Origin of the sequence: Microbulbifer hydrolyticus, assembly GCF_009931115.1 — a bacterium.
GTDB lineage: Bacteria > Pseudomonadota > Gammaproteobacteria > Pseudomonadales > Cellvibrionaceae > Microbulbifer > Microbulbifer hydrolyticus.
The window spans coordinates 698,972-711,883 of record NZ_CP047491.1; the positions used below are offsets into that span (position 1 = coordinate 698,972).

A 12,912-nucleotide genomic window follows, 5' to 3' on the forward strand; every position below is an offset into this window, starting at 1 on the left:
TTTTTTGGTGTTGGCCAGCGCGGCTGGTGATTACCAGCGGCGTACCGGACCGGTGTCGACGTGTACGAAGTTACTTTTCGGGTAGTAACCTACACCGCCGGCCTTCAGGTCCAGTGCTGCCTGACGCAGTTTGGACAGTGCGACACCCGGCATGCGGATATCCAGTGCCATGCCGCGGGTGTGGTAGCTTCGGCGTGCCACACCTCGGCCCGCTGCGCGGAGCTTGGCGTTGGTCTTGGGCGAACGATATCCGGAGATGATTTCGACTTCGCCGTTGTAGTTCAGCTTCTCTTTCAACTTGTACACGATGTCGAACAGTTTCGGGTCCATACGTGTAACTTCGTTGGCGCGGTGGTCGCGCAGCAGGCGGTTGAATTGCTTCAGGCCGCTGCTCGCGTAGTCGCCGTCCGCCCAGTAGGCGGTACTCAGGCGCTCACCAGTGTGCAGGTTACGCATTTTAAGGGTGCGCGACTTGCCTACTTTTGCCATTGCGGGGCCGGCTGAAACCGCCGCCGCGGTTGCTGCAGAAACTGCCAAAAACCTGCGTCGTGAAAGTTCTTTCATACCCTGTTACCGCCTTTGGTTTAGTAGTGAGTGTTGCCGTCATGGGCCTCTAGTCTTCAAGTTGCTTCCAGTGCCACTCGGTATGGCTGCACTGTACGAAAAATAATCATTGGTTACAAATAGATCGCCTCTCATGACGAATTGATCAAAAAATGAACTGGTGATTTTTTTCTAGCAGGCTACGGCAACCGGATTTTTTTTGTCGAGAGGGGCGTGGAAAACCCCGAAAACAGGGTGACAACGCTGTCATTTGTGGAAATTTATTTTTCTGCGACCGACAGGTACCGTTTTTCCTCTATTTGACCAGCACAGCGGGGACTACCGGGTTTTAGGGCGGGTTTTAGGATGGTTTGGCCCGTGAAAAGGCCATCTGGAGCAAGGGATATTGCGTTTTTACGGCCAGCCGCCCCCAGTGTGGGAGCGGACAATTTGCTCAGTTTGGCAGGGGAGGGGGGCCTCAGTGGGCGTTTCTGTACCTATGGAGCGGTTTGGGTCAGTTATCCCGGTGGTAGATGTCCGGGCGGAAGTGGACTTTACCCAGGCCATCGACCCAGGCGGTGAAGTAGGCAATGAATAGTTTGGGCGGGTTAGCCACTTTGATGGTGATGGACTCGTCCCCGGTGGTCGCCTGGGCTACCCGTGTTCTGTCCCAGCCCTGGGGACCGAGCAGGGCGTAGGCCAGCTCTTCCGGCTGCTGAAGCCGGATACAGCCGTGACTGAAAGCCCTGTGGTGGTGTTCGAACAGGCTTTGGGCCTGGGTGTCGTGGAGAAAGATGGCCTGCTTGTTGGGCACGATGAACTTTACCCGTCCAAGCGTGTTCCCCGGGCCGGAGATCTGGCGCAGAGTGGCTTTGCCCCTGGCGGCACTCTGGATACTTTTGTCGCTAATAGGTGTTGTCGTATTGGTGCCGTACTTTACGACCCGGTAGCCGCGTCTGTGCATGGCCTCGGGGTTATTGCGGGCCTTGGGTAGCAGGTCGGTCAGCAGGATGCTTCGGGGTACTGTCCAGGTGGGGTTGAATACCACCGACACAACCTTGCTGGTCATGTCCGGGGTTCGCTTACTGCTTTTGCCCACCACTGTCTTCATCGACAGGACCACTCGATGCTGTTCGATCAGGTGTAGCCGGAAATCGGGCACGTTCACCAGGATGTAACGTTTGCCGGGCTTGTCCGGCAGTTTGTCCCAGCGTTTGGCGTTGACTTCCAGCTGGCGTGCCAGATCCACCGGTGGGCGCTCGAGCTCTTTCAGGGTCGCCTTGTCCGCGACACCGGTGACGGCCATGCCGTGGCGGCGCTGGTATGACTCCACGGCGAGTTGCAGGCCCGCGTCGAAGCGCTCGGGATTGTTGTTGTTGGCAGTGACAGGGCCGGGGTGGCCGTTATAGTCGCCGAACATTTGCAGCAGTTTACGCAGCTGTGCGATGCGCGGGCCCTGGTCGCCGGCGCGCAGCGGTTCTCCCGGGGCGATGGGATGCCACTGGGCCATCATTCTGCGGTAGTGCTCGGCCTGCTTGCGCAGGCTGCTGCCTGCGGTCGCGAAGTCGACCGCGCTGTCCGGGCCGGTATAGCCCTCGTCCGGGGCTTCCGGGCTCGCTTCCGTCGTGGTTTGCGCAGTTTGTGCTGTGGAGGAGGGTTCCTCATTGGCGGCGGTGTTGCCAGTCACCGAGTTCTCGGCCTTCTCCGCTGGTTCGCGCTCGCTCTCCGGATTTTCTTTGCTTCCCGCCTCGGCTACCTCCGTGTCTGCCGGAGGCTCCTCGTTGTTCTGTTCCCGGTCACTTTCCTGTTTGTCAGCGTTCGCGGTTGCTGATTCTTCCGGCTCTGCTACCGGGTTTTCAGTCGACTCTGCAGGCGTATCTGCCTGCTCGTCGGATGGCTCGGTTGCGGTTTCGGCGTCGGCAGTACTCTGTGATTCCGCTGGAGCCTGTTGTTCCTGCTCAATCTGTTGCTCGGTCTGCGGTGGCGCGGCGTCATCGGCTTCGGTGTAGTCCGACAGCGGCAGCAACGCACAGCAGCTGATCGCCACAATCGCATAAAAGTGGTGAGAGCTGGTTCGTTGGCAATCTTGTTTGGCAATGAATTTACTGCTCATGGGAACCCCCACTCCTCATTCGCCGGCGCTGTCGCTCTGCGGACCATTGCTGGATGTGTCGCTTTTGCTGTCCGCCGGTTGGTCTCGATCGTAGATGTCCGGGCGGAAATTCAATAATCCTTCTTCATCTACCCAGGCAGTCCAGTAAACGATATGTACGGGAATTGGTTGATCCAGGGCGACGGCACGGGTGCGGGTACCGCTGGTGTAGCGCGTGAGTCGCTCGGCATTCCACTTGCCCGGGCGCGACCCCTGGTCGGCGAGTACGATCTCCGCCAACTCCTGCGGTTTCTCCAGACGGATGCAGCCATGGCTAAAGGCGCGTGTGCTGCGGCTGAATAGTTCTTTCCGCTGCGTATCGTGGAGAAAAATCGCCTGCTGGTTGGGTATCACAAACTTGAAGCGCCCCAGCGCATTGCCTTCGCCTCCACGCTGTTGCAGGGCCACACTGCCAAGGCGCAGCGCGCGCAGGTTGCGACCGCTGAAGGCCACGGACTTGCCGCGGTTGTTGACCAGCCGGTAGCCCCCGGCGGCGAGGGTGGCGGTACCTTTCGGTAGCAGCTCGCGTACTGCAATATTTATCGGAACTGTCCAGGTGGGATTGAACACCACCCTCGTCATTCGGGTGCTCAACTGTGGCGTCGGGTGTTTGGACTTGCCCACCACGACACGCATCCGATACTGCTCCCGCTCTCCTTCGATCAGGCGCAGGGTGTAATCCGGGATGTTCACCACAATGTGGCGAGGCCCCAGGTCCTTGGGCATTTTTTCCCAGCGATCGAGATTTGCTTCCAGTGTGGCGAGGCGGCGCGCTGGCGGGGTGTTCAGTTGTTCGCGGGTGGCGCGGTCGACAATACCATCGGCGCGCAACCCATGGCGGCGCTGGAATCGCTCGACTGCATGGCGCACATCGCTGTCGTAGAGCTCAGGAGCGGCCTTGCCTTTGCTGTTTTTTCCATCACCCCGCAATTGTGTGGTGGTCATGTCGTTGGTCGTGGGCAAATCACCGTATTGCATCAACAGGCTGCGCAGTATTTTGACGCGTGGGTCGCGTACACCCGGAGCCAGAGTCTGACCTTTTTCGGGAAGTGGTTGCCAGTGATCGCCCTCGCTCAGTGCCCGGTAGCGGGCCAGTTCTTCCCGCATCAGCGCGTACTGGCGACCGTAAGGCGTAAACGGGCTGTATGAGCCGGACACGGTTGCAAACTCGGATGCATCAGCCTGACCCACTGTGACGGCAGAGGATCCGGTGTTTTTGAGTTGCTGTTCAGATTGAGGCGTGGCGGCCCGTGGATTGGCTGCGGTTCGCGCAGCCGTGTCGAATGACGCCGCCTCGGGCGACACCAGTTCAAGCGAGATCGAGAGCACTACCGCAGCGCTCAGATTTGATTGAATACCCGGTCTGTTACCCATCTGTGACCCCTGAAGAAATCTCGGTCGGCCGAGTGGCCCCAACAAATGCCGGATTGGTCCACATCAGGCGGCCTGAACCGGAAGATTCCGAGGTATTGGCGCGCGGTGGACGAACCCTGTGCCTCTAATTGGTAACTTGTGACCGGATTGGCGCCAAATAAGATTGGGGTATGCGCAGGGGGGGATTCGAGCGGATTCGGAATAACTACCGGGTGGATCTTCCACCCGGTAGTTCTAGTGGGCAGTGAGAGAAAGGGTTAAAAAGACACTTACAGTGGTTGGGTTGGACCTGCTCAGTTGAACTGGTTCACCGCCAGACCGTCTTTGCCATAGATGTCGGGACGGAAGTGCATCCGGCCCTGTCCATCGACCCAGGCGGTCCAGTAGGTGAGATAGACCTTCACGTTCTGGCTCATGCGGACCTCGGTGGTTTCATCGCCGGTGGTCAGCTGTTCGATACGGTAGCGGCTCCAGTCACCGGGCTCGTCGCGCAGCAGCACCTCTGCCAGCTGGCGCGGCTTCGCCAGGCGCACACAGCCGTGGCTGTAGTCGCGGTCGGTAAGCCCGAACAGGCTCTTGGCGCGGGTATCGTGCAGGTAAATGTCATCCGAGTTGGGGATTTCGAACTTCACCCGACCGAGGATATTTTTCTCACCACCTTTCTGGCGCATCAGGAAGCCACCGGCGGCAGCACGCCCCAGGTTCTGGGAGGTCAGTGGCAGGTAGTCACCGCTGCCGTTGACTACCCGGTATCCCATATTTTCCATGCCGTGCGGATTGGCGCGGGCCTTGGGCAGGATTTCGTTGACCAGAATACTGCGCGGCACCGTCCATGTCGGGTTGAACACCACACGCGCCACGCGAGTGCTGATTTCCGGGGTCTGGTGAACCTTCTTGCCCACCACCACATTCATCGACAGCTTGATCCGGTCCTGCTCCACGTATTCGAGGGAGTACCCGGGGATATTGACCTGGATAAAGCGGTCTCCCAGGCTGGCGGGCAGTTTTTCCCGGCGGCGGATATTGGCCTCGATGATGTGCGCGCGTGCGGTGGGTGAGATGTTCAGGCGCTCACGGGTCTGTTTGCCGACGATGCCGTCGGGTTTCAGCCCGTGGCGGACTTGGAAGCGCACCACGGCTTCGTGCAGGCGCTGGTCGAACTTCTTGTTGTTGAGGTCCCCATAGCCGTAGTAATCCCCGTACACCGCGAGCATATTGCGCAAGTGAACCACATTGTTGTGTTTTGCGCCGAGGGTCATTGCCGGCCCGGCCGGCAGCGGGCGCCAGCGGCCTGAGGCTGCCATATCACGGTAGCGCGCCAGCTGCTCACGCAGGGCCTGGGCATCACCGCCATACGGGGTGTTCTCCTCGATGAACATACCCTCGCCATGGCTCGGCGCCAGCCCGGAGCCCTCTCCCTGAAGGCTGCGGAAGCGCGGCATGACACGCGGGTAGGTCTGCGGATAGCTGCGTGTGGAGTAGCGCGCAGAGTGGCTGGTGCCATAGCGCTGGCCACTGCTGTAAGCGTTATTCCTACGCTGCGTGTAGTAGCGCGAGCGATCGACCGCCTGGACGCGCTGATTGTCGCGGTTGTAACCCCGGAAGTACTGGCGGCCACTGTCGTTTGCCGCATACGTGCGTGCCTCCGAAACATGGCTGCGGGTACTGGCCATCTGGAAGCCGCCCTCGGTCAGGTTGACCGGGGTGATGTCCTTGCGGCGCAGGCGTGGCTGATGCTTGGGGGCACTCGGATTCAGTTTGTCCAGCTGGGTGTCCTGGGCGTAAGAAATGAATGCATCGGTCAGCAGCACGTCGAGCACCGCCGCCATCTGCAGGCGCTGGGGCGTGTCGCGCAGGGTGCGGTCAAAGTAGCCCAGGTGATAGCGGTAATCCACCATGCTGCTCGGGTTGCCGGAGCTGGACGCAGTGAGCTGCTTGAGAAGGTCGTTGGCGGTATCGCTCAGGCTGTAGTTATCGAACCAGAGCAGCCGGTAGTCGGTGCGGCGGTAGATGCGGCGCACAGCCACCGGGTTGAAAATCGGGTCCTGGGCGGGCCAGGCGTCTGGGTTGTCCTCGAGCCAGTTCACCAAATGGGGGCGCACGGCGTTCTCCGGCAATACCGGCACCGTTTTCTGATTGGCAGTGAATGCGTAGTAGAGGGCGAACACACAAAGGCTGCCGAGAAAGATCAACGGCAGCGGCGACTTGCGTTTGCGACGCTCTGGAATGAAATATGACATGGTACCTCAGCGATACTGCAGGGCGCCGGTTTACAGTGCGGAAGCCGGGTGCCCGATCGTTCATACCTTCCCAACCTTCGGCGTGCCTGATCCTGAGTAATCGACAGAGCGAATCCATCGACGGCGCACCTTAGTCGAGCATCCCGCGCGACCTTCCTTTTATTTAGGTGGAGTTGAAGCGCGTTTAGCGCGTATCTCAACATCCCCCTGCCTGTGAAATTAAGTATGGCAACAAATGCGAAATTTGCTTGGCGCAAACTTCATTTCACCTTACGAAAGTGAAGGTGCGGGAGAGGGATAGCAGGGGACCTGTGGAACGCCGCTCGGGCTCCGGCGAGAACCTGGTGCCAAACGGGCGGGTAATATTGAAATAATGTGGCTGGCTGGGTCGTCCATACCGGGTTCGATACTCAGCGGCCCGGATAGCGAAAGTGACGCGGGCTGCCGCTGACTGTACCGTCAATATAGGTCTGCTCCCACAGCTGAACCTCGCCGCAGTGGTCCACGGCCACCAGCGTACTGGCTCGGGTTCCATAGCCGCCGCGCATGGCACGGTGATTTTCCGCACTGATATCCTCGGCGTGAATACGTACGAAGATGGGCGAAAGCGCCGACTCCATCGGCAGTCCCACGCCGGTGTCCGGAAGCTGCGATTCCTGTGCACGCGTGTCATCGGCGAGAAGGGTCAGCGCGGGGGCGATGAAGTTTTCCGGGTCCAGCTGGTCGGGCAGGTTGGCAATGAGTCCCGCCAGTGACCGGCAGCCCCGCTTCACCTTGGGCCAGGGCGCGTCGGGCGCTCCGTTGGAAATGCCATGTACGCCCGGCGCCATGGCAAACGGGGCGTGGCGGTTGCCCGCGCACACCAGCTCCCTGTCCGCGCGCGGGTCGAACAGCAATGCGTTGAACCCCCGGTATCTCGCTCCTGGCAGTCCCGCTGCGTAGGTTTGCGGTGATTGGGTGCTGCGGAGAAAGTTCGCGGGAATTTCACCCCGTGACAGCACTTGTTGCGGCTCCGGCACGCCCGGTTCGCGGATATTGGTCACCGCCGCCACGCGCCCGCCCGGTGCAATTCCGAGCCAGGTGCCCCCCGCCTCCAGGTCGCGGCCCGCGACCATTTCGCTGTCTTCCCACGGGTGTGCCGGTGCCGCAGGGCGGCGGTAAAACTCATCCCGGTTGGCGAGTAACAGCAGCGGGTAGTGGGGGTGTTGGCGGTAGGCGATCAAAAGCAGGCACATGGCATCTCGCAATAGTCATTTCCTCAATGCCATAATAACGCCCACTTTGAATAACCGCGGTTCGAGCATGCTGACTTACCCCGAGATTGATCCCGTTGCGGTGGCCATCGGGCCCCTCAAGATCCACTGGTATGGCCTGATGTACCTGGCCGGATTTGCCGCTGCCTGGTGGCTCGCCATGCGCAGGGCGCAGAAACCCTGGTCGCCGGTGATCAAGTCTGAAGTTGAGGATCTGATCCTGTTCTGCGCCATCGGTGTGGTGGCTGGCGGCCGCGTCGGTTACATGTTCTTCTATAACTTCAATGAGCTGGTGGCCCACCCTCTCAGCCTGTTCAAGGTCTGGGAAGGGGGCATGAGCTTCCATGGTGGCCTGGTCGGCGTGATGCTGGCGGCAACAATTTATGCCCGCAAGATCGGCACCACCTTTCCCGCATTGATCGACTTTGTCGCGCCGCTGGTGCCTATCGGCCTCGGCCTCGGCCGTATTGGCAACTTTATCGGGCAGGAGTTGTGGGGGCGCGAGACCGATGTGCCCTGGGGGATGGTTTTCCCGCGTGACCCGGAACTGCTGGTTCGCCACCCATCGCAGCTGTACCAGGCGTTTCTGGAAGGACTGGTGTTGTTTGTGGTTTTGTGGATTTTCTCCAGCAAGCCGCGCCCGCGTCTGGCCGTCGGGGGGATGTTTGTCCTTCTATACGGGATCTTCCGCTTCCTGGTGGAGTTCGTGCGCCAGCCGGACGTCGGCATCGAGGTGATGTTTGGCTGGATGACGCGTGGCCAGTTGCTGTGTCTGCCGATGATCGCCGCCGGTATCATTCTGCTCGTATGGAGCTACCGCACGCAGCCCATGCCGCAGGGGCGCGGCCAGCGGGAGGCGGAAAAGCGCACTTCCAAGGGTGGCGCCGGTGCTGCCAAGAGTGAAGCCAAGTAACGCTGTTCACAGCAAACCTATTTAGAAGCCAAGAGATATAAATGAAGCAGTATCTGGATCTTATGCGCCATGTGCGCGACAACGGCACCGAAAAGAGCGACCGCACGGGCACCGGTACCCGCAGTGTATTTGGCTATCAAATGCGGTTTGATCTGGCCGAGGGCTTCCCGCTGATCACCACCAAGAAGTGTCACCTGCGCTCGATCATTCACGAGCTGCTGTGGTTTCTGAAAGGCGATACGAATATCGCCTACCTGAAGGAAAACGGTGTGCGTATCTGGGATGAGTGGGCCACAGATGAGGGGGACCTGGGACCGGTCTACGGTTATCAGTGGCGCTCGTGGCCTGCCGCTGACGGCCGCCATATCGACCAGATCAGGGATCTGGTTCAGCAGCTCAAAACGCGCCCGGACTCCCGCCGCCTGATCGTCAGCGCCTGGAATCCGTCGGATTTGCCTGATGAAGGCGTGTCACCAAGCGAAAATGCCCGTGCCGGCAAGATGGCGCTTGCGCCCTGTCACGCCCTGTTCCAGTTCTACGTGGCCGATGGCAAGCTGAGTTGCCAGCTGTACCAGCGCAGTGCCGACATTTTCCTCGGAGTGCCCTTCAATATTGCGTCCTACAGCCTGCTGACCCTGATGCTGGCGCAGGTGTGTGGCCTGGAGCCCGGAGATTTTGTGCACACTTTTGGTGATGCCCACCTTTACTCCAACCATATGGAACAGGTTGAGGAGCAGCTTTCCCGTGAGCCTCTGCCGCTGCCGCAGATGTTGCTCAACCCGGAAGTGCACGACCTGTTTGACTTCCGTTTTGAGGATTTTGAGCTCAGGGGCTACGAAGCCCACCCGCATATTCCCGCGCCGGTGGCAGTGTAATGTCCGCGGGGTCGCCGAGACTGGCGATGATCGTTGCCATGGCCAGCAACCGCGCCATCGGCCGTGAGAATACCCTGCCCTGGCGTATCTCTGGGGACCTGCAGTTCTTCAAGCGCACCACGCTCGGCAAGCCTGTGGTCATGGGGCGCAAGACCTTCGAGTCCATCGGCCGGCCCCTGCCGGGGCGGCAGAATATTGTGATCACCCGCAATCCCGAGTGGCGTGCCGAAGGCGTGACCGTGGTGGCCTCGTTGCAGTCGGCACTGGATGCCGCGACCACAAGCGCGTCGGGCGACGGCGTCGAAGAGGTCATGATTATCGGCGGGGCGGAGATATACCGGCAGGCGATGCCTCTGGCGGAGCGTTTGTACGTTACCGAGGTGGATGCCGAAGTCGAGGGCGACGCCTTTTTCCCTGCGCTGGACGAAACCTGGCGGGAGGTCAGTCGGGACTGTTACCCGGCGTCTGAGAAGGACGAATACAACTACTGCTTAGTCCAGTACGACAGGTTTAAATAAAAACAATTTGACTAAAAAATGCCCTTTCGGGTAGTTTTGGTCAAATGTTGCACAAAGTAGCCCGCCGCAAATGTGTGCATGAAACCCGAGGGTGTTACCTGGGTGTTACCGAGCTACACAGGCGGGGCGGTACAGTCAATCGGCATTTGAATAATCAAATCGGCTGTTTACAATGTGCGGCTCTTAGCTGTCTTCAAACCAAAAACCACCGCGTTGTGGCAGCTAATCCATCGCGACCATGTTGTGAAATATTGAACCCACTGGGGGGTCTAATGAAAACCAAGCGATTCATGGCTGTGGCGCTGACCACTGCGCTGTCTGCCGGCGCACTGTACGGTAGCGTAGCCACTGCGGATACACTCGATACCGTTCTCAAGGTTGGCGAGCAGAAAACTGCTGCTGCCACTGCTTCTCAAAAGCGCATCGACAAGATCGCTCAGGAAACTTCTGAACTCCTGACTGAGTTCAGGGTTGTGAACAAGCAAATTGACGGTCTGCGCGTATACAACCGTCAGCTCGAAAAGCAGCTGGCTAACCAGCTGGCCGTGATCAAGGACCTCGACGAGTCCATCGATCAGGTAACCGTTATTGAGCGTCAGATCCAGCCCCTGATCCTGCGTATGCTGGATGGTCTGGAGCAGTTCATCGAGCTGGACGCCCCCTTCAAGTTGGCCGAGCGTAAGTCCAACCTCGAAGGTGTTAAGAACAATATGGACCGTTCCGATATCACCGTAGCGGAGAAATTCCGTCAGGTGCTGGAGCTGTACAACTTCGAAGCCGAATACGCGCGTAAGATCGACAGCTACGGCGACACCCTGAACGTGAACGGTCAGGACCGCGAAGTAAACGTACTGCAGATCGGCCGTATCGCCCTGGTAGCTCAGACCACTGACTCCAAAATCTCCCTGGCTTATGACAAAGAGCAGAAGGCCTGGGTTGAAGTTGACGCTGGCGAATACCGTCGCGCCATCATGCAGGGTCTGAAAATCGCCAAGAAACAGGCCACTACCGACATCATGACTATGCCGATTCCGGCTCCGGAGGCTGCGCAATGAAAACCTCTATCGCCAAACGCGTCCTAGCTGTTGCTGCCGCTGGCCTGATCAGTGTTTCCGCTGTAGCCCAGGACAAAGCATCTTCCCTGGACCAGCTGCTGAAGATGGTTCAGAGCTCCAAAATCGCCGAGTCTGCCGAGCACAAAAAGCGCGAAGCGGATTTCCGTCGCCAGAAAGCCAATCAGGCTTCTCTGCTGAAACAGGCTGAAAACACTCGCGCTTCCGAAGAAGCCCGCTCTGCGGCGCTGGAGAAGAAGTACGAAGAACAGGAACTGCTGGTTCAACAGAAGCGTCAGCAGCTGGACGAGCGCCTCGGCTCTCTGAAAGAACTGTTTGGTCACCTGACCTCTACCGCTGGTGACCTGCGTGCCAACCTGCAGACCTCGCTGGTTTCTGCCCAGTACCCGGGCCGTGCCGAGTTCCTCGATCAGCTGATCGACAAAATGAACTCTGCCACCAAACTGCCGACCATCGCAGAGATCGAGCGTCTGTGGTACGAACTGCAGCGTGAAACCGTGGAATCCGGCAAGGTTGTCAAGTTCAACGGCACCGTAATCCTGCCCGACGGCGAACAGACCGAGCAGGAAGTGGTACGTGTTGGTAACTTCAACCTGGTTTCCAATGGCAAATACCTGGAAATGAACGACAGCCAGAAAATGGCCGAGCTGATCCGTCAGCCAGACGGCAAGTACCAGGGCATGGCGTCTGACCTGCAGGCGGCGACCAGCGGTTTCACTCCGTTTGGTATCGACCCCACCGGTCCTACTGGCGGTTCCTACCTGAAGGCCATGATCGCGAGCCCGAGCCTCGTTGAGCGCTGGCACCAGGGTGGTATCGTGGGCTACATCATCACTGGTGTTGGTGTGGTTGCGTTACTGCTGGCCATCTGGCGCCTGATCGTGCTGTCTGGTGTGAACGCTAAAGTGAACTCCCAGCTGCGCTCCTCCACTCCGAACACCAACAACCCGCTGGGTCGTGTTCTGTCCGTAGCGGAAGAGAACAAAGGTGTCGACGGCGAGACTCTGGAACTGAAGATGGAAGAAGCGGTGCTGAAAGAGCGTCCGGCCATCGAATCCGGTCTGAACCTGCTGAAGATCATCGCCATGGTAGCCCCGCTGCTGGGTCTGCTGGGTACCGTTACCGGTATGATCATCACCTTCCAGGCGATCACCATCTTCGGCGCGGGCGATCCAAAGGCAATGGCCGGCGGTATCTCCTCTGCACTGGTAACCACCGTTCTGGGTCTGTGTGTCGCGATCCCGACTGTGCTGCTGCACACCATTGTGAATGGCCGTGCCAAACGCATCCTGCACATCCTGGACGAACAGAGTGCCGGTATCGTTGCAGAAAACGCTGAGCGTAAATAAGAGGAGGCGGCAACATGCACGCATTAAATGACGCATGGGCCGCCGTCAACGCCTTTATGGCGTCGGGCGGGCCAGTACTACTTCTGATCGCCGGCCTGACCTTCTTCATGTGGACGCTGATTTTCGAGCGGTTCTTTTACTTCAAAGGCAGCCTGAAACGCGATGTTCAGGGTGCTGTGGACACCTGGGAAGCGCGCCCTGAGCGCAAATCCTGGGGTGCCCACCAGATCCGCTACGCACTGGTTTCCCGGGTATCCGAGAAGATTCAGAGCAATATGGACATGATTCAGACTTGTGTCGCCCTCGCGCCGTTGTTCGGCCTGCTGGGTACCGTCTGGGGCATGATCAACGTGTTCGAGGTTCTCGCAATTACCGGCGGTGGTGATGCCAAGCAAATGGCCAGCGGTGTATCCATGGCCACCATCCCGACAATGGCGGGCATGGTGACCGCACTGTCTGGGGTATTTGCCAATACCTACATCACTCGTACTGCAGAGCGTGAAACCCAGCTGCTGGAAGACCATCTGACGATGGACCACTGACGGCACCACAATGACGCGACCGGTCAGTCTCTGAAAGGGCTGCTGGAAGCCGAGAAGGTTTAGCCAATTCGGGGAGCTTT

General features: G+C 59.1%; 11 protein-coding genes. 6 read left to right on the top strand and 5 right to left on the bottom strand.

From position 1 onward, the window contains the following. Positions 1–30: 30 nt before the first annotated feature. The 5 genes from mepK to GTQ55_RS02960 form a co-directional block, all read right to left on the bottom strand. Positions 31–489: a peptidoglycan L,D-endopeptidase MepK gene (mepK, locus tag GTQ55_RS02940; RefSeq protein WP_202620659.1), complete on the bottom strand. Its 459-nt coding sequence runs from the start codon at positions 487–489 to the stop codon at positions 31–33. A gap of 568 nt (positions 490–1,057) precedes the next feature. Next, positions 1,058–2,656, bottom strand: a complete 1,599-nt coding sequence (locus tag GTQ55_RS17825) for a L,D-transpeptidase family protein (RefSeq protein ID WP_237567792.1) — start codon at positions 2,654–2,656, stop codon at positions 1,058–1,060. Between the two features lie 15 nt (positions 2,657–2,671). After that, the gene (locus GTQ55_RS02950) at positions 2,672–4,069 is read right to left on the bottom strand and encodes a L,D-transpeptidase family protein (RefSeq protein WP_161857394.1); all 1,398 of its coding nucleotides are present in this window, start codon (positions 4,067–4,069) and stop codon (positions 2,672–2,674) included. Between the two features lie 293 nt (positions 4,070–4,362). Then, entirely contained in the window at positions 4,363–6,309 is a 1,947-nt protein-coding gene (locus GTQ55_RS02955; RefSeq protein ID WP_161857395.1) for a L,D-transpeptidase family protein, read from the bottom strand. Positions 6,310–6,719: 410 nt separating this feature from the next. Then, positions 6,720–7,556 (bottom strand): NRDE family protein, encoded by an 837-nt coding sequence (locus GTQ55_RS02960; RefSeq protein ID WP_237567793.1) that lies wholly within the window; start codon positions 7,554–7,556, stop codon positions 6,720–6,722. 55 nt (positions 7,557–7,611) lie between these two features. Between GTQ55_RS02960 and lgt the strand changes: the two genes are divergently transcribed. From lgt to GTQ55_RS02990, 6 genes are all read left to right on the top strand, one after another. Then, complete coding sequence (gene lgt, locus GTQ55_RS02965; protein WP_237567794.1) at positions 7,612–8,475, top strand: prolipoprotein diacylglyceryl transferase; 864 nt, start codon at positions 7,612–7,614, stop codon at positions 8,473–8,475. Between the two features lie 41 nt (positions 8,476–8,516). Next, complete coding sequence (locus GTQ55_RS02970) at positions 8,517–9,350, top strand: thymidylate synthase (protein WP_161857396.1); 834 nt, start codon at positions 8,517–8,519, stop codon at positions 9,348–9,350. Beyond that, positions 9,350–9,868, top strand: a complete 519-nt coding sequence (locus tag GTQ55_RS02975) for a dihydrofolate reductase (protein WP_161857397.1) — start codon at positions 9,350–9,352, stop codon at positions 9,866–9,868. The genes GTQ55_RS02970 and GTQ55_RS02975 overlap by 1 nt, the downstream gene beginning before the upstream one ends. 272 nt (positions 9,869–10,140) lie before the next feature. Then, entirely contained in the window at positions 10,141–10,923 is a 783-nt protein-coding gene (locus tag GTQ55_RS02980) for a DUF3450 domain-containing protein (RefSeq protein ID WP_161857398.1), read from the top strand. Further along, on the top strand, positions 10,920–12,290 hold the full coding sequence (locus GTQ55_RS02985; RefSeq protein WP_161857399.1) for a MotA/TolQ/ExbB proton channel family protein: 1,371 nt from the start codon (positions 10,920–10,922) through the stop codon (positions 12,288–12,290). The genes GTQ55_RS02980 and GTQ55_RS02985 overlap by 4 nt, the downstream gene beginning before the upstream one ends. A 14-nt stretch (positions 12,291–12,304) precedes the next feature. Further along, positions 12,305–12,832, top strand: a complete 528-nt coding sequence (locus tag GTQ55_RS02990) for a MotA/TolQ/ExbB proton channel family protein (protein WP_161857400.1) — start codon at positions 12,305–12,307, stop codon at positions 12,830–12,832. Positions 12,833–12,912 lie beyond the last annotated feature (80 nt).